The organism is Marinobacter sp. UBA2498 (assembly GCF_002341575.1).
In the GTDB taxonomy this organism is placed as follows: Bacteria; Pseudomonadota; Gammaproteobacteria; order Pseudomonadales; family Oleiphilaceae; genus Marinobacter; species Marinobacter manganoxydans.
The window spans coordinates 63,359-79,827 of record NZ_DDOI01000067.1; the positions used below are offsets into that span (position 1 = coordinate 63,359).

14 protein-coding genes and 1 pseudogene are annotated in these 16,469 nt (G+C 51.9%); 4 read left to right on the forward strand and 11 right to left on the reverse strand.

The window, feature by feature from the left end; translation table 11 throughout:
- The 7 genes and pseudogenes from B2W52_RS09530 to B2W52_RS09560 form a co-directional block, all read right to left on the reverse strand.
- Positions 1-460: pseudogene (locus tag B2W52_RS09530) on the reverse strand (BREX-3 system phosphatase PglZ); the annotation flags it as partial.
- Positions 457-3,285 (reverse strand): helicase-related protein, encoded by a 2,829-nt coding sequence (locus tag B2W52_RS09535; RefSeq protein WP_273070006.1) that lies wholly within the window; start codon positions 3,283-3,285, stop codon positions 457-459. The gene B2W52_RS09535 and the pseudogene B2W52_RS09530, both read right to left, overlap by 4 nt.
- Positions 3,278-3,502: a Fic family protein gene (locus tag B2W52_RS09540; RefSeq protein WP_339622136.1), complete on the reverse strand. Its 225-nt coding sequence runs from the start codon at positions 3,500-3,502 to the stop codon at positions 3,278-3,280. The genes B2W52_RS09535 and B2W52_RS09540 overlap by 8 nt, the downstream gene beginning before the upstream one ends.
- Before the next feature lie 77 nt (positions 3,503-3,579).
- Positions 3,580-6,408, reverse strand: coding sequence for a DNA methyltransferase (locus B2W52_RS09545; RefSeq protein ID WP_273070003.1), 2,829 nt, complete (start codon positions 6,406-6,408; stop codon positions 3,580-3,582).
- Between the two features lie 47 nt (positions 6,409-6,455).
- On the reverse strand, positions 6,456-10,181 hold the full coding sequence (locus B2W52_RS09550) for a DUF6079 family protein (protein WP_273070002.1): 3,726 nt from the start codon (positions 10,179-10,181) through the stop codon (positions 6,456-6,458).
- An 11-nt stretch (positions 10,182-10,192) separates the two neighbouring features.
- Entirely contained in the window at positions 10,193-10,660 is a 468-nt protein-coding gene (gene brxF / locus B2W52_RS09555; protein ID WP_286802733.1) for a BREX-3 system P-loop-containing protein BrxF, read from the reverse strand.
- A gap of 8 nt (positions 10,661-10,668) precedes the next feature.
- On the reverse strand, positions 10,669-11,577 hold the full coding sequence (locus B2W52_RS09560) for a helix-turn-helix transcriptional regulator (RefSeq protein ID WP_273069998.1): 909 nt from the start codon (positions 11,575-11,577) through the stop codon (positions 10,669-10,671).
- A 955-nt stretch (positions 11,578-12,532) separates the two neighbouring features.
- Here B2W52_RS09560 and B2W52_RS09565 point away from each other — a divergent pair.
- Genes B2W52_RS09565 through B2W52_RS09575 form a run of 3 tightly spaced genes read left to right on the forward strand, consistent with a single transcriptional unit; the run spans position 12,533 to position 14,224 of the window.
- Positions 12,533-13,561, forward strand: a complete 1,029-nt coding sequence (locus tag B2W52_RS09565; protein WP_273069996.1) for an integrase domain-containing protein — start codon at positions 12,533-12,535, stop codon at positions 13,559-13,561.
- The gene (locus tag B2W52_RS09570) at positions 13,551-13,901 is read left to right on the forward strand and encodes a hypothetical protein (protein ID WP_273069995.1); all 351 of its coding nucleotides are present in this window, start codon (positions 13,551-13,553) and stop codon (positions 13,899-13,901) included. The genes B2W52_RS09565 and B2W52_RS09570 overlap by 11 nt, the downstream gene beginning before the upstream one ends.
- 50 nt (positions 13,902-13,951) lie before the next feature.
- On the forward strand, positions 13,952-14,224 hold the full coding sequence (locus tag B2W52_RS09575) for an antitoxin Xre/MbcA/ParS toxin-binding domain-containing protein (RefSeq protein WP_273069993.1): 273 nt from the start codon (positions 13,952-13,954) through the stop codon (positions 14,222-14,224).
- Between the two features lie 72 nt (positions 14,225-14,296).
- Here the strand turns inward: B2W52_RS09575 and B2W52_RS09580 are convergent, their stop codons facing one another.
- Both B2W52_RS09580 and B2W52_RS09585 read right to left on the reverse strand, forming a co-directional pair.
- On the reverse strand, positions 14,297-14,512 hold the full coding sequence (locus tag B2W52_RS09580; protein ID WP_273069991.1) for a hypothetical protein: 216 nt from the start codon (positions 14,510-14,512) through the stop codon (positions 14,297-14,299).
- Between the two features lie 13 nt (positions 14,513-14,525).
- Complete coding sequence (locus B2W52_RS09585) at positions 14,526-14,780, reverse strand: hypothetical protein (RefSeq protein ID WP_273069989.1); 255 nt, start codon at positions 14,778-14,780, stop codon at positions 14,526-14,528.
- Between the two features lie 137 nt (positions 14,781-14,917).
- Here B2W52_RS09585 and B2W52_RS22305 point away from each other — a divergent pair, with 137 nt between their 5' ends.
- Entirely contained in the window at positions 14,918-15,133 is a 216-nt protein-coding gene (locus B2W52_RS22305; RefSeq protein ID WP_273069987.1) for an MbcA/ParS/Xre antitoxin family protein, read from the forward strand.
- Positions 15,134-15,489: 356 nt separating this feature from the next.
- On the opposite strand, the gene B2W52_RS09590 is transcribed toward B2W52_RS22305, so the two are convergent.
- Both B2W52_RS09590 and B2W52_RS09595 read right to left on the reverse strand, forming a co-directional pair.
- Complete coding sequence (locus tag B2W52_RS09590; RefSeq protein ID WP_108019875.1) at positions 15,490-16,185, reverse strand: hypothetical protein; 696 nt, start codon at positions 16,183-16,185, stop codon at positions 15,490-15,492.
- Positions 16,186-16,200: 15 nt separating this feature from the next.
- On the reverse strand, positions 16,201-16,469 hold a 269-nt coding region (locus B2W52_RS09595), incomplete at its 5' end, for a HupE/UreJ family protein (protein WP_286802741.1).

Sequence of the window (16,469 nt, forward strand, 5' to 3'; positions counted from 1 at the left end):
GAAAGATGTGCGCGAGCACGAAATCTTTTGTAGCGGCTTCACCAAGGGGTTGAGGCGCATGTTTAGCCTGAGCTTCAAACAGATCGGGTAGCAGCTCGCTTCCAACCTGCTGGACAACTGAGTAGCTCAGGTGAGGGAAAAGCTCGTTTAGGCCAAGCCGAACCTGTCGGGCTGAGCGTAGGTAATCCCACGGCAGCTCACTCAGGTCATTGTTCTGAACATGTAGCACAACGGCTTTTGCTGCGCCGGCGTCTCCCTGTTCCCAAGGGATTCTGTATAGCTCCTCATACTCCGCCCGGAAAGCGATGCTGTCCTCAAATGGCAGTACCTCAAAGCCGCGTTTACGAAGTTCAGAAAGTATCTGTTCGTCCAGCAGAACTCCATCAGGATCTGAAGCTATCCACAATCGCGATAGGTCAGACGGAAATTCGTGTAGGATTTTCTTTGCCCAAGCTTTCATGAATCAGTCCTCCCTGACTGGCCAATCCGTAACAACAAGACAGCATTCATATCCGGTAAGCAGGTCTCGGCATCGCGTAAGTCTGCCATACGGTTGTCATGCTCCGCTTGCAGCCGTTTGCGCCGATATTCTCTTACTGCAGGTAATCCGATACGGCCGATAGCCTGCTGGCGGGATTCGAACGAATAGGTAGCGCGGTTCCGCTCTTCCGATAGCCAGGAGCGGTGTTCCTCAAGGAGTTCATTAAACAGCTGTTCACCTTGTGATTGTGCCGCCTTTGATGATGCCTCAAATAGGGTGACGGCGTTCTCCACGTCAGCTGTTGGGTGTACCTCAACAGACTCTGTAAGCAACAGGTCCCAGATCCGTTTTGCAGTAGGTACGAACGAGCGGCCGTCATCCATCACGAATACCGGCAGGAACCGTTTTCTGTTGAACTGGCTGGATGAGTTGCCAGCGCTCAGGCTGATTTCCCAGAGTGACCAAACGCCCTGGACCGTATTCGGCAATCCGTTCACTGTCACCGTTGGCAAAGGCTGACCCGCTACGAAGCGAGGTAGATCGCCGATAACTGCCCGAGCCCTCGGGTCTTCCAAAGTTACCCATTCCAGTTCAGGGTTCTGCTCGGCCGTGCGAGCATCAAAGCATGCGTGAGGGGATTCGCTGCCATCCATCCAATTAATCTGCCAAATATCGCCCTGCCTAGAAGTGGAGCCTCCCCGGCCAGCCAGTCCTGCTGTGATTGCTCGCTCCAGCCAGAATTGCGCTGGGTGATCCCGCCATTTGCGGGCATCGTCAGCTTCCAGCGTATGATCTTCGGTAAGTAAGTCGTTCTCCTTGCGGTAGGTAGTAACCTTCTCACGAACCTGATCAATAACTTCTTCACACTCCTGTTCGATGTCGGAGGGATTCTGCAAGCCCTGAACAAACAGCTCGTCGAATAAAGGTTCTACCTCCACCGAGTCCATGACATCTGCCGCTTTATCAACACCGAACTCTTCTGCAATCAGAGCCAGCTTCTGTTCGAGCACATCGCGAACCCGGTACTCCACGGTATCCGCTAGTACAAAGTTGATTGCCCTAACGATGTGGGGTTGGCCGATGCGATCTACACGCCCAATGCGCTGTTCCAGGCGCATCGGGTTCCATGGCATGTCGAAGTTAACGATAACGTGGCAGAACTGGAGGTTGAGGCCTTCACCGCCCGCATCGGTGGATATCATGACGCGGACATCTTGAGAAAATGCTTTTTGGGCTTTGGTGCGAGCTTCGAGATCCATTCCGCCATTCAGCAGGGCGACAGTGAAGCCTCGGCTTTCCAGGTAGTCCGCTAGCATTGCCTGCGTTGGCACGAACTCGGTGAACACCAGAACTTTCAGTTCTGGGTCGTTTTCCTCCTGCTGAAGTTTGTAGATCAGCTCCAACAAGGCCTCGGCTTTGGCATCGGCACCCTGTCGTTCGGTTTCCCTGGCTAATTCCAGAAGCATATCGACTTCCGATTTTTCCTGGGCCCAGCCACTGGTGTGCAAAGCAGCATCCAGTTGGGACTGACCATCCAGCTCCGCCCACTCGTCGGTTTCAGACAGGTCGAATAAACCAGCTTGTAATTCTGGTGCGTCAAGCAGAGCCTGCCGTCTCTCCAGCGTTGCTCGAATAGCTGCCGTACTGGACGTAACCAAGCGCTGCATCAAGATCATCAGAAAGCCGATATGACGCTGTTTGGCCGCCATAGCCTGGTTATAGCCATGGCGTACATAGTCGGTAACAGCCTCATAAAGCTGCTTCTGGGTGGCATGCTTGGCTTGCCAGGAAACTGCCTGGAGCCGAGTAGAGCGGGGCTTGAAAAGCGGTTGGCCTTCGGCGTCGATGGCTAGCCGCTTTTCGGATCGAATCACGAACGGCTGCACGCGTTCTTGGACGATGCCGGATTCGTCGGGGAAGGAGTCGCGGTCTAACAACTGCATCAACCGCAGGAATTGATCGCTTTTGCCTTGGTGGGGGGTAGCAGACAGCAACAACAAGTAAGGTGCGGATTCCGCAAGGGCAGCGCCCAATTTATAACGGGCAACTTGATCGGTGCTGCCTCCCATGCGGTGAGATTCGTCAATGATGACCAGATCCCAGCCTGCCGATACCAGATCCTCGAAACGTTCCCGGTTATAGTTGGCGAGCTGTTCCAGGCTCCAGCCACGGCGGCTTTCAACGGGCTTCACGGAATCCAAAGAACAGATCACCTGATCGTGCATGCGCCAGATGTTGTCTTCACTCTGGGTGCTGTCGTCCCGCCAAGCACGAAACGCAGCTAAGTCCGATGCTTCGATAAACCGCAGCTCTTCGCCGAAGTGCAGTCGCATCTCGGCTTGCCACTGGCGGACCAACCCCTTGGGAGACACAACGAGAACGCGTTTTACCATCCCCCGGAGTTTCAGCTCCCGGAGAATTAACCCCGCCTCGATGGTCTTCCCCAAACCCACTTCATCCGCCAGCAGGTATCGTATCCGGTCGCGGCTCATGGCTCGGTTCAGCGCATACAGCTGATGGGGCAATGGCACAACACTCGATTGGATCGGAGCGAGAAGCAGGTTGTCTTCCAGGGCATCCAGAAGCTTGGCTGAAGCGACTGAATGCAGAATATGCTCAACGGTGGGCTGAACGTATTCCAGCTCCGTCAGATCCTGCTGTCGAGCCCGGACCACGGCATCTTTGGCTGCCAGCCAGATACGGTAGGTGACCGTACCCCATATCTCCTGGCGCTCAATGATGCGGCAAGGCGTGGCCTGGTGAGTGTGCCAGCACCAGTCTCCAACATTGAAGTCTTTACTCATTGGCGTCTTTCCGCTGCAGGGCGACTCCCTTTGCAGTCAGTCGATAGCGTTGTTTGTTGCTGTAGGGCTTATCAGGAAGGGTCATTTCGATAACGCCTGATGCCAGCGCCTGGGTGAGGTAGGCTCCCAGGGAGTGTTCCTCATGTTCAAGACTCATGGCAGACTGAATTTCCGACCGTTTCCTTTCCCGAGTCACGACAGACAACAGCTTTTGCACTTCCCCGGTGACTTCTCCGGTAACTTCCCCGGTCGAAAGGCCGCCTGGCTCGTGATTCCTCCGAGAAACTTCATTTCCTAGATAGCTCCTTCGGTGCGAGTTAGTGCTTGGTCATACCAAAGCAGGAGTTTCTCATCTTCCTGAAGAGATTCCTCTGGAATTTTCTTGGCGATGGATACGATAGTCTGGTAATCCTTTTTGCTGTAAGCATCCTTGAACCCCGCCCTCAAAACCTCCAAGCGGAATTCCTTCAATCTGCGCCCCGAGAATTCCTTGTAAGTTTCAAATTCTTTGAGTAGTGCCCTTTCTCGTCTTTTCTCTAAATCATGGGCTTTATTGGGGTCAGGCACATACCAGCGATCCTTGGCTCTGGAGATTAGACGTGGATCGTCCTTCTCAAGGCTACGGAGATCCTTATGGTTAGTTGAAAGGTAGCTATGAATTTGGCTAGGAACATCTCCAATTCCATCATATTTCAGAAAGTTCGATTCCAACAGCGCCTTAAGTTCAGGTTTTTCTTCATGCTTCTTCCAGCCAGCGCCAAGCTGGGTTGTAAATTCAGGATGAATATCCTGATATGTTGAAGGTTTCTTTTTCAAGAATTTGCTCAACCAGTCGATAGCGCTACGCTCGTCAGACACAAACAATTCCATCTGAGGTGCTTTATCTATTGTTGCTCGTTTTTTATCGTATTTTGCAACCTGATCTGCGGAGAATATCATTCCGTCACGCTCTGGGTATCGTTGTGCAAGTCCGCCTTGGAATTCAATACTTGATAGTGGCACCGAAGCACCATGCTGAAAGAACCACGCTACCATTCTGTCAAAGAGTATTCTTGGGTCTCTTTCTGGAACAAATTCGAGGTCAGTCTCTTTTACTCTTGGAAGCGGTAATTTTTGAAGATGTGATTCGACGAAAGCCCAAACTGACTCTGTGCTTACTCCAAACTCCGAAAAGCGATCTTCAAGCCATTCGCTTGGTTTATATGCAGATATAACTAAATCTTGTTTTACAGATGTTTTGTTATTTACCGCATTGAAGCTTCCTTGTTTCTTGTTGAGTGCTGATACATTCGCGACAACAAAGCCGGCTTCTTGAAGAGCAGTTTGGATGGCGTTCCAAACGGAGGCTTTACTGTTAGAAAACTCTACAGTCAACCACCGCCCTGGCTTGAGTACGCGGAAAGCTTCCTTAAAGCAGTTTGTCATGATGCTTCGATATACGTCTAATCCCTTTCTCTGAGACTTGTTTTGGATCGCCTCAGGCGCGTTATTCGTTTTTACTGCGAGCCAGCCTTCTGACAAATAATTAAGCTCTGAGTACATTAAATTTCCGCCAAAAGGAGGATCTAGGAATATATAGTCGATAGACGAATTTTTGATGCTAGGTAGAGCGCTCATGGAGCCAGTGCTTATAATGTTTCCTCCATTTGAGGAAACAAGTCTTTTCATCTTGTATGTTTTTCTCTGATGCTCCCGCAAAAGCTTCGTAGCTGGGATCTCTTTGATTAGAGAAGGCACATAGAGAGTTCCACTCATTGGACCTCCGCCCGCACCCAAACTACCATTTTGTGATCTGAATCGATACATCAAAGACGCGACAGACGCAACAGAAGTTAGGTTGAATGCATAGCTCGTTGGCTTGATAAGTTCCCGGTATCGCGCAAGGATTTGTAGATTTCTCCGTGTATAAAACTGATGCTGATGAGTGATTCCAACGCTAAGAGGGTCACTCGTTTTATCACCTTTATACAATGGGTCTTCTGGAACATAACTATCTTTTGGGAGAGATTGAATTTTTCTTAAAAGCGCAAAATCAAAGCTGTCAGGAGATTTTGTAAAGTACTTTCCGTCCAGAGAGTAGTGGATTAAAGCGGGCTTGCGCTTTGCTGAATTAACATAAGATCCGATGATAGGGTCAAAAGTGTTGGAGAAGGATCTTTCTAAGTCTTTTTTTGCAAGATTTTTTTGGCAGCTGGGGCAAGAAAAAGTATCTCTAACCTGGTAGGTGGTTTTATCTACTGCGGTATCCCAGTATACGATTTCTTGGGCACACTCTGGGCACGAAAACACATCAGACCAAACTGTATAGTTGATTTTCGCAGCACTTTTGATGCCCGTAAGTCGCTCTTCGTTGTCGATTTTTGCTATTGCATCTTTCAGTTGTTGCTCGGTTGGGTTGTGTAGGGTGAGAAACATCCATCCCAGGTCTTTTTCAATACTATTAATGACGCTTTGACTATGTTTGTCGTGCTGTTCGATGTTCAGGGGAGAGTTAAAGTTGTGGGCAATGAAGCCTGCAACTGAGGATAGATCATTCAGTACGGAATGCCTGTCTCCAAGTCTTGATATTACTACCCAGCCATCAGGTGAAAGGGATAAGATGCGACCATCTTTATCGACCCGATAACCTAGAGATTCTACAGCAGCTTTGTCCCCACAAAGTCTAGCTGCCACTCCGGTCATTCCTGTTCCACAGAAGCCATCAAGGACCACATCGCCTGGCTCTGTATAATGCAATATATAGCGCATTATTGCTTTATGAGGAACTTTGGTGTGATAGCTATGTGAAGTGTAAATAGGGTCATTTTTACCTTCACTCACATCAACGGTATAAGGTTCCCTAATATATTGAACAGACGAATCGAACGCTTTTCCGTAATAATTACAAAAATCAGTAACAAAAGGGTTAGGGCAGGCAGTATAGTAAGGCGGATCTGACATCTCTAAAATAGCCTCATCCGTCCCGATCGGAAATCCTTCCTGATTGCGAAAGTCGGGGTCTTTCAGTTTCTCAGAGAGCAGTTGTAGGAAATGCGCTCTGCGAGCCTCATCGCTCGGAAATGTCTGCCCGAGACATTCCACTGGCCCGGATTCCTCGGCCTGGTGATCAAAAAGCTGGTTCATGGATCCACTTCCCTAAATAGTCAATTTGGTTCTTCGTCGCTGTCGTTTTATTCGATGACAAAGCGCAGCTTGCCGCTGTCTTTGCCTTTGCAGCGATCGTTAATAAAGGATTCGAAGCGCTTCCGGAGGTCTTCCGGTGTTGCAGGAGAGCCACCAGTCAAAAGCGCATGTTTTATGTCCTCACTGCTGACGGAGATCTTTTCCAGACCTGAAAGCGCTTCCTGCACGGCTGCTACAAACTCAGGTGTCACGGGGTCCGGTAGCGTTCTTGAGCTTAGGAAACCGTTAATTTGTTCTCTCTGCCCTGGCTTCAGCAGCTCCAGGTTTGCCTGAATGATTGGGTCATCCAGGTTATCTAGCAGGGTTTGTTGCCAGCTTTCCTGCAAGCGATCTAATTCGTCGTCCAGCGTTTTGAGCACATTGGCGGCCGGCATCAGGTCACCCTGCTCATTAGCGGGGCGGAAATTACAGTGCGGGCATACTGGACTGGCTTTCAACTCTGAGTCCACCAGTGAGGCACAGCTCTTTAGCTGATCCAGGGTTTCCTCAAACGAAGTCAGCTGGCTGGTCGGCATCAGGGAGATGCCCGCCAGCGTGCGCAAGGTGGTCATGCGTGGATCTTTGCGCAAAGCGGTTTTGGTCTTGTCCTCAGATACCCCTAGCCGCGCCTTGGAATGCAATGCAACATAGGCATTGATGTAGCTCTGTTTCAGAGCCGCCATTTCCTTACGGTATTCGCTGGCTTGGCTGGCGGATTTGTCAGCTGCCAGTTTCTCCAGAATAGCCTTCCGCTTGGTTTCGGCTTCCTGCAACCACGGGTGGTCGGCAGGCAAGATCAATTCCGCCTGGGAGAGGTAGTTCGCGACAGCCCCGAGCTCATCAACAATATCCCGAAGCTTTTCTATCGATGTCAGCGCTTCCAGGTTTTGTTTCTGGGCGTCGATGTCGGACTGGGTGATACGAAGATTCTTCAGCTTGCCAATGGTGTTGTAGGGCGACAGGCTTTCGAGGAAGTTCTTAAGATTGTCCAGCTTTTGCTGGCGGTCGATGAGCTCTTCGTCCCGAAGCAGTGACTGCCCCCAGAAGCTTAGGCGGTTGGAGAGGTCGTTTCCGACGGTCAGCACTCGGTCGACGAGCTTGGAGACTGCATCCAGAAGTTCTTTGACAGGCTCGTCTTTGCCCTGGGTGGCCATCTGAGCAAGGCCGGATGGCAGCTCTAGCAGCTCAAATAGGGAGCGCAGAACGGCTACATTGATCTCTTTGGGAGCTTCAACGTGCTTGAAGGATTTGAGATCTTCCAGTCCACGTTCGGCAAGTAAGGACAGCTTGCTGGAGTCGATCTTGTCACCGGTGATAGCCAGCACGATGTCACCGGAGTAGACAAGGCCGCTGAGAACGACGACCAGCAGATCAGGCTCCAGCCGGAATTTAACCGGGGCAAAGTACTCGTTATCGGGGGCCTGGCTTAGAAGCTCCGTATGGTTCAGTACCTGGCCATGACCTTTGGCCTGGAGCCGGCTCAGAACTTCTTTTGCGTATTTGGATTGGGCCGGCTCAATGCGATCGCCATCCAGCATTTCCAATGCGTCCAGTATGGCAGTGGCATCTTTGGTGCGAGTGCCTCCAGCCAGAGCCCTGAGCGTGTTGCCCACCAACTGCTTGCGGTTGGCTTCTGTCACCAACACAGAGAAAGCGGGATATTCCGGCGCCAAGTCGGCGAAATGGGTATTCAGTACCAGGCCGGAGGTTACATTCACGATGTCACGGAAGTTGGCGCGCTCATCCGCTCCGAGGCGCAGCTTGTCCCGCATCGAGACGCCCTTGGTCCACTCCTGCAGGGTTTTCGTTTTACCCTGGTAGGTGACTTCATAGGCCGTCATCTGCTTTTCTTGAAGCCACTTACTCATGGCGCGCAGAGCTTCCTTGGCTTTATCCAGGTAAACCGTCTTGGCTGAACCGCTGGCGGTTGATGCCAGTTCCTGTGCCGCCGAGTAAAAAGACAAGTGATGGGTGATTTCGTCATCCAGTCCCTTCAGCTTGAAGAAGACTTCATCCTCCTTGTTCTCATTCCGGAACCGTGGCGGTTCGAACGGTTGGATGAAATAGATGTAGAAATCCCGCTCTGGCTGGGCCGTGGGGCGATCATTCGGCGCGCCAAGGAAAAGGTAGCCATTGCGCTCAACGCGCTTGTCCTGCCATTCCACCTGATGTTGCCAGATCTTGTAACCGGTGACGTGAGCGGTGTCGTCGGTGCACTCCATCAGCTGCATCATGGCGCTGTAATAGGCACGGTCGAGCGCATCGTCTGAGAGAGCTTCGGCCCGTTTTTCGATCTGAGCGTCGTAATCCACGTCCTTCTTCAGGTCGAGGTAGTACTGCTCGGTATCTGGTGCTTTAGAGATGAACTGACCATTAACCGTTTTAACGATTTCCCGCAGGGTGGTCTGCACCGCAGTAAGCAGATCATCCGCGGGCTCTCCTCCCAGATCCTCAATACCGGGTTGATAAAGGCATAGGGTGTCCCGCAGCTCTTCTGCGGTTGGGCCTACCGGTACGTAGATATCACCGCCGGTGGTCAGACGGTTCACTGCCAGGCCTTTGATCACCCGAGTGGCCATGGCTTTGTAGGCTGGACGTGTAAAGGCTTTTTGAACCCGCTCACCGAGGATCTCGGTTACTTTCAATACTGGGCCAATGTTGGGGTCTGAACGAAGCACGGAGTTCGACGTGACGGTATCCCAGAACTGGTCAAAGCCAATCAGGCCGGGGCGATCTTCCGGTACCTGGTCATCCAGTACGTTTTGAATCTGGTCACGCAGAGTAACCAACGCACCGCGTTTTTCCGTGAAGACTAGTTGCTCGAAAGTGCTTATGTAATCGGGATGTACCGGGAAGAGGCGCACGTATTCGTCCATGCGCTCGTTCATATTGCTATAGAACTTCGCGAAGGGCGTCAGGTATTCGCGGATCTTGTGCTGTTGATCTGCGGACTTTTTCAACAACCGCTCGGCTACGACGAAGCTGACATCTTGCCTTGCCAGAAGCACTTGGCTGAAGCGTTCGTTCACGCGGCGCAGACTGTCGGACACATGCTGGAAGCGGCTGCTGTCAAAAATGGCTTCCTGAACACCGGCAACAAAACGAAAACGCAGGTGCTTGGTGACTTCACCAATTTCGCGGAGGAACGAGAGGTCCAGGACCAGATCATGGTCTTTACGGGACCGCAGAAACTCCAGGAATTCGTCCACCACGAGCAAGACACCCTGGCCAGGGTGCACCTCGTCGAAGGCGTCCATCATTTCTTCAAAAGCCGCTTTGTTATTGACGACCTTGTCCACTGGCGGGAAGGAGTAACTGACGCCCTGATTCTCCAGGAAAATTTCCAGCTCCTGAGTGACGATGTCTCGCAATGACATCTGGCTGGAGATCTCAATCCGGTGCACCTTGAACTTGCCGGCTATGGCTTTGGTTGCCTCAGCAACTTTCGGGTGCTGAACCAGTGGCAGGTAAGACTCGTCTTCGGCGATCAACGACAGTACCGACATCAAGTGAGACTTACCGGTGCCGTAGTTACCAACAACGAGCATGCCTTTGTGGTCTACCGATTCGTCGAAGGACAGTTGTGGGACCATTTGTTTGGCGATTCGGTCAGCCATCTGGTCTGAGATGACGTAGGTTGAGACCAGCTTTTTGGCTTCGTCGGAACGATTGGCATCGAGAAGCTGTATGACCGACTCGATCGGCTCAAACTGTATGAGATCCCTGTACTGCATGTATTTCTCCTTCAATTAATCTTGTTCAATTCGAACGGAACCAGGCCTTCGAGGCTGTATTCCTGATATTCGGGGTGCCCTAGCTGTGCGTATACCAGGCGATCGTTCTTAATGTCTCCCGGCCAAGCCACCACGATTCGCAGGGCTTTGGAGTGTTGTTTGAGCAGATCCAATGGATCGAGCTTGAGCGATCGGTCAAACAGCAACTCTATGTTGTCGAGTAATAACAATCCATCTGTAGCATGGGTGTCGGCTAATTCCCGGAGCAGGGTGTTGGCCTGCAGGGTGCGCTGCCGCTGGGGCAGGTTGGCAAGCTTCCTGCCCAGTTCAGCTCCGACTTTCAGCACAGTGGTATCTTTGCGAGCTGCCAAGTCCGTCAGCAGTTGGCTTTTGCCGATACCGGGAGATCCAATCAGTAGGAGGAGCTTGCTGTGAAGCGCCTCAATTTCGTTAACCCGCGTTTCCAATTTGTCCAGCATACTCATATTCAGTCCCACTCGGAGGTAAGCTGTGGATTGGATGACTCATAACCTGGCGCTAGAATCGCGCTCTTTACCCCATAGATGGCTAGATGATCTTTGAGCCATAGCCGATACTCGGGCCCCTCAAGGTTGTGGTCGGGCGAACAATCGACACTCCAGCGACGCAAAATGTACCCTGCCGTTGCAGCGCGCAGTTTCATTTTTAATGCCCCCTCTGTCATTCCGTAATCCATTTCCGTGACTTCAGGGCGTGGTTGAGCCGGGTGAGGCACTAACTCAACTTCAACGATGCGGGTCCACTGGATGTCCTGATCACTTTGTTCGTGCGGCTGTATTTCGGAATTCAGGAAAGATGGGCGTCTGATTCGCGTGATGACGAAATCACGAAATTCCTGAGTTTTCCTGTCGAAAGCTCGTACATGCCAACGGAGCCCATTATCGATCAATGCAAAGGGGACAATTTCCCGTTCTGTGCGTCCGCTTGATAAAGAGTGGTACTCGATTGAGATCGGCGCTTTCTGGTGAATAGCTCGTGTGACGCAGGACAAAATGCTCGGGTCCGGGAGGGCAAGCCGAGAGGGAATTTCACTGGTGATCCATGCCTGTAGTTGAGCGGGCTCGCCATCACCAAAGCCCTGAGTTAACCAGGAGATGATTCTCTCGGGTGCAAACTCGAACAGTGGGGAGAGTTCGGTTGAAAGAACGTAGCGCTTGGCTTTGGTGTCGTAATCAATATTGCCGGGCGCAAGCTCCTTATAAAGAGCCAGGTCTCGGGTGGCGGCCGCAGACTGGATGCCGAATCGAGAAACAAGGTCCTGCCGACGTATTTCGCCCAAGAACCGGACCATCATTTCGATGAAGGCCAGGCGGTCGCGCTGTGTTTGAGTTAAATCCTCAAGTTTTGCCGTGGTCATCCTTGGGCTCAATCTGCGGAATGTCGTGTAAATGGACGGTCAAGCCAGTGTAGTTTAGCGGAGGAGGATCGTCTATGGTGATCAACGATAACGCTATGCCTTGATCATTTTGATTATGACAAGTGTGATTGGCGCTGACTATGTTTGAGTGCCATTTTTGAGTTTTTACAGAAAATTGGCGTTTTCTCAGCTTGATAGAGAGCCTCGCGGTGGGCAAACTTATTCTCAAGGCCCATTCAACGTTCAGCTTTATAACTGAGCGGGGCAGGTGTTAGCTGGCACTTTAAATGTAGCAATAAATCCCGGTTCGTCCGGGGAACTAGAAATGATCGTTCCGATCCCCCCTCAATATGATCTTCTTGATCCGTCCCCACATCGGAAGCATTGCTTCCGAGCCCTCTCCTATTGCCAGTGACTCTGCTGGCTTTTCCAAAAAATATCTCGTTTGTCCACACCAGCGTAACGCGGTTTACCTAATGAGATGAATGTTGAAGTAGGAACTTAAAAGGCAGTGGTATCAGTGCCTTACGGTTCTTTTTAATGGCCGGAAAACTGCGGGAAACCTCTACGTTAACTATCCGCAGACGAGCAGCAGGGAACGCTACCAGCGCTGATTATCGCTGGCTGCTCACTCAACCTGGCCATCCCACCGCCTCACGGCACACCCACCCCGCGGGTATCACGCTGATCACGTGATGCCGCTCCCCAAAGCGCTGCCAGTCGATTATCGACAGGCAGCGTTTCACGGTACCGCAATGGTGACGAGTCAGTGCTGGTACAGCAGCACGATTGATGCTCCCTCTGGCGGCCCCTAGCCGGGCCTGCACCCACACTTAATGTGACCTCTTGGGGCGGAGCATCAGCGCGGGGGCCGCTCCGCCCTGGAGGTCACAAGGAGCTTCATATGGCTTGCCGCGCACATCTGTACATTCATTTGATCATTGAGGAGGTTGTTATGAGTAACAAACAGGTTTCACGAGGACGACGTTCGTCCCGTAAGAAACGGCCGAGTAGAAAAGAAAATTTCGGACGAGGACGGCAACTCGGATATGCGGTAAGAGAGGCGCTGGACGATTACTACAGCCGCGTTTCCCACTACAACACCAGAGCCACGCACAAGCGGCGCGCGGTTACATTTATTCATTTTTGCCGGCGTCATGGCGTTACCGATGCGAGGGATATTGATCGGGAGTTTGTTTTCTCCTTCGGCCAGTACGTTCGCCAGCGGATTGAAGGAGAATACCAGTGGCCTGATGGTACGGTTGATGCCCAAATCAGTGTGGCCTATGCGCATAACCTGATCAGCACCATGAACGTGATCATGCGGGCATTCCGTGGTGACAATGCACTGAAAATCTCCGGTAAGGAAGTTCTTGGTGTTTGTCGCAAATCGGTGCGGACACGGGAGATTCAGGCTGATGTCGTGGATACGAAGGATGCCGTAGACCGGGCGATGGTTGAAGGATTCTGCCTGGCGGCTGCCGTTATGATGCTAGCGCGGGCCTGGGGCATGCGTGTTCGGGAAGCGATTCTGGCTGACCTTGACCGAATGATGAGGGAAATCAAGAGGACGGGAGAGGCAGCGATCCTTGAAGGGTGTAAAGGTGGCCGGAAAAGTCGAGACCGCACCGTCCGGGCCAACGAGTTCCGCATGGAAGCCCTCCAGTTCGCGATCGAAGCTCGACCGAAGGGCTCAAAAAATCTGCTGTCTGAAACCGACACTGTGAAGCGGTTTTTGCTGCGAGAGATCAACCCGTGTCGCCTGATTCTCAAGAAAGCGGGCATCCCCAGCTTTCAGGAACTGCGGGCAGGATTTGCTCAGGATGTTTACGAGGAAATCCTGGAGGGACCATCTCCGCTCAAGCAACCGATTCGGGATAAGGTCATGGACCGAATTGCCCGGGCAGAGGTTTCCAGGCAGCTGGGGCATAACCGCATCAGTGTTGCGAGTTCGTACATTGGAGGGACCCGTCATGCAGCTTGACCGTGTGCTGGAGAATCTTGATTTCCGCCGGCTGCAACCCAATGAGCGCAAGCGCTACATCAATCGTATCCACAACGTCGTTGTAGTTATCGAAAAGCGATTTCCTGAGGTGGTGAGGCCTGACCAGATCAAGCTGAAGCATGCGCAATATTTTCGGAACGTGTGGTTGCCGAACCACTCTGCCTCCGAGCGCACCCGGCAGGAGCACATGCGAGCCCTGGGGTTGCTGGTGATGGCCCTGGGTCGTGATCAGAGCTGGCTGGGAGCGCTGGGCATAACTCAGCCAAAAGGCAGAGGTGGTCGGCCTACCAGTGTCGGTGTAAAAAAACAGAAACCGTAATATGCTGGAGGGTGTGCTTGCCGGTTCAATTTTGGCCGAAGGAGAATTCTATGCCAGACCAGACAGAGCCAAATAACACCGGGGTTCCGGAGAGCGGGGGCGTGAACTTCCCCGGCCAACAGAGCCTCTCTGAACTCAAAAGTGTGGTTTGGAGTGAGGCGCTAGATCTGTTTGAAGGCAATGAAAAGGAGGCTCGTGAGTGGATGAGCCGGAACAGGCCCTTCCTTGGCAACATGGCACCGGAAGACATGCTGGATTCTCATGAAAACATTCATCGTCTGAGATGTTTTATTCAGCAGATCCAGAAGGGCGTTCTCCCATAACTTACGCAGCGTATGCACAAAAATGCCCCGGCCACAAGAGAGTGATCGGGGCGTGTCGTGAAGGCCGCAGCGTTAGTGCAGGGTTTTGGCGCTATCCACCAGGATGTGCGAGCCGGTATCGAAATTCAGTGTTGCCAGAATTCTCGAAGGCTCCTCGGGGGCATGGTACATATCGATGCTGATCCAACCCTCGCCGCGCTGCATTTGGACATTGATGTGCAGATCGCCACAGCCGAACTCGGATGAGAGTGCTGCGGCCAGTCGCTTTGCTTCGGCAATTGATTTCATTTTCACTCTCCCGTCAGAACCAGGTGTTTTGCTTGATGTCGCCCAGCTGATCCACGAGTGGACGCTTTGGCGGGGTTCGTTGGATGGATGATCCGGAGTTATCGGTGTCATCACCTGGGTTGTCGAGAGTTTCTGTCACCACTGCGCCGCTGCCGTCGAAACAGGACAGGTCCAGTGACACGACAGCGCCTTTGAAGTGATCGACAGTTTCTGCGACTGCAAGTGCCTCTTTCAGCAATGAGCTGATCTCGTTGAGTGTTTTCTTCATAGATAAAACTCCTGTGGAATTAAATTGTTGACCGGTCGAATTCCACAATACACGAATGGGCCGTTTGACCAAGCAATTGGCCAGGCGAGCCAAATTGGCGGGGATTAGTTGACCACTACAGTGGGTGGAGTATTGATATGAGTGGAGAGCAAGCTGTAGCTGAATTGAGAGAGCAGGTCTATCGTGAGGTTTTCGAGCTGTACGAGGGCGATAGAGCGACCGCTGAACTATGGCTGTCATCTCCGATTCGGGCTTTAGGTAATCAAGCGCCGATTACACTGATGGACACTGAAGTGGGGCTCCTAAAAGTTCGGAATTTGATTAGAAAATGGGAAGAGGGCGCTGTCTCATAGGCGGTGATGATTATTTGAGCTTTTGAGTAGTCTAAGAGGTGGGCTTTTAAACAAAAGCGGACATTTGCAGCTCTCAGCTTCGAATCGGCTTTCGATTCAATTTTGAAGGCTGGTACCGCTTAATCGGATGCACTAACGATAAAGTGGAATAACTATTCCGACCCGGCGATCACCGATGATATGGAAAATTATGAATAACGCGGTATTTCAGTAGCTTAATTAATTGCTGTATGCATGACATTCATGAGCTGATTCATAACCTCTGGTTTTGCTCCATTTCATGAACCTTCGCTTCTTCTCGCAGCCGGCCATTGTCTGACCGGCTCCAAAAAAAATTGCAATTTATGCCTGCGTGATCAAAGCATTTTCTTCAGTTGTCCGTAGTCTCCACCGGTACGAAGGACGAGAGTAATGTCATTGTCATTCCGGTTTCTGAAGAACCAGCCATGGTTGCCGGTAAAAGCGGCTTCCAGTTGGCCTTCGTCTTCCGGTACGCCCCGGCCTTTCTCGTATGAAATTGACTGGCCGCCTCCATCGCCATGGGTATCAAAGTTGATTGGGCCACCCTCGGATACCCAAGAGAAGCGAGCCACAGCACCTTCTTCCATGGTGAGCTTAAACTCAGTACCTTCGCCAGGCGTAAGAACCACTCGCACTTCGTCCTGCCATTGTGTTTCTGCAGGTGCTGGTTCTGATGCTTGTTGTTCTTGCACGGCCGCAGGTTCTGGTTCTGGCTCTGGGGCAGCTTCCTGAGCGGGTTCTTCGGCTTCAGGCTGTACTGCTTCGGTTTCCTGCTGATCGCTTGAGGATTGCACGGCAACCATCTGTGCCTCCTCGTCAGCGGCAGCTTCATCAGCCAGTTGTTCCTTGATTTCGCCCATTTCGGTCAACCCCAGCAATCTGCCGGCACCGGTCGGGTCCAGGGCGTACTCGGCGGGCATGACCACGGTCACCAGCAGAATCAGCGCCACAATAGCTGCGATGATGGTTGATCGAATAAGTTTGGCAGTGCTGGGCAGTTCTTCACGGTTGGGTATATCGGTGTTGTACATAGCAAATCTCCAGAATCAGGCGACAAAGTAACCCGTGAGCTGATAGCCAAAGAGCAGGAAACCTGCACTCATCATGGCAACGTTGGCTGTATAGGCGTGGCGGAAAAAGCCGTCGGTTTTACGCCAGAAGCTGATGGCAATCAGGATCATGGCCAGGGCGATCAACTGTCCGATTTCCACGCCCACGTTGAAGGCGAGGAGGTTCGGAATCAGGCCGTCCGGCGAGATGTCGTATTCGATGATCTTGGTGGACAGGCCGAAACCATGGAAGAACCCGAAAATCA

Coding starts and splice junctions, on each gene's coding strand:
- B2W52_RS09590 (WP_108019875.1), bottom strand. CDS start 16,185: ATGTACAACACCGATATACCCAACCGTGAAGAACTGCCCAGCACTGCC.
- brxF (WP_286802733.1), bottom strand. CDS start 10,660: ATGCTGGACAAATTGGAAACGCGGGTTAACGAAATTGAGGCGCTTCAC.
- B2W52_RS09575 (WP_273069993.1), top strand. CDS start 13,952: ATGCCAGACCAGACAGAGCCAAATAACACCGGGGTTCCGGAGAGCGGG.
- B2W52_RS09570 (WP_273069995.1), top strand. CDS start 13,551: ATGCAGCTTGACCGTGTGCTGGAGAATCTTGATTTCCGCCGGCTGCAA.
- B2W52_RS09565 (WP_273069996.1), top strand. CDS start 12,533: ATGAGTAACAAACAGGTTTCACGAGGACGACGTTCGTCCCGTAAGAAA.
- B2W52_RS09550 (WP_273070002.1), bottom strand. CDS start 10,181: ATGCAGTACAGGGATCTCATACAGTTTGAGCCGATCGAGTCGGTCATA.
- B2W52_RS09535 (WP_273070006.1), bottom strand. CDS start 3,285: ATGAGTAAAGACTTCAATGTTGGAGACTGGTGCTGGCACACTCACCAG.
- B2W52_RS22305 (WP_273069987.1), top strand. CDS start 14,918: ATGAGTGGAGAGCAAGCTGTAGCTGAATTGAGAGAGCAGGTCTATCGT.
- B2W52_RS09580 (WP_273069991.1), bottom strand. CDS start 14,512: ATGAAATCAATTGCCGAAGCAAAGCGACTGGCCGCAGCACTCTCATCC.
- B2W52_RS09560 (WP_273069998.1), bottom strand. CDS start 11,577: ATGACCACGGCAAAACTTGAGGATTTAACTCAAACACAGCGCGACCGC.
- B2W52_RS09585 (WP_273069989.1), bottom strand. CDS start 14,780: ATGAAGAAAACACTCAACGAGATCAGCTCATTGCTGAAAGAGGCACTT.
- B2W52_RS09545 (WP_273070003.1), bottom strand. CDS start 6,408: ATGAACCAGCTTTTTGATCACCAGGCCGAGGAATCCGGGCCAGTGGAA.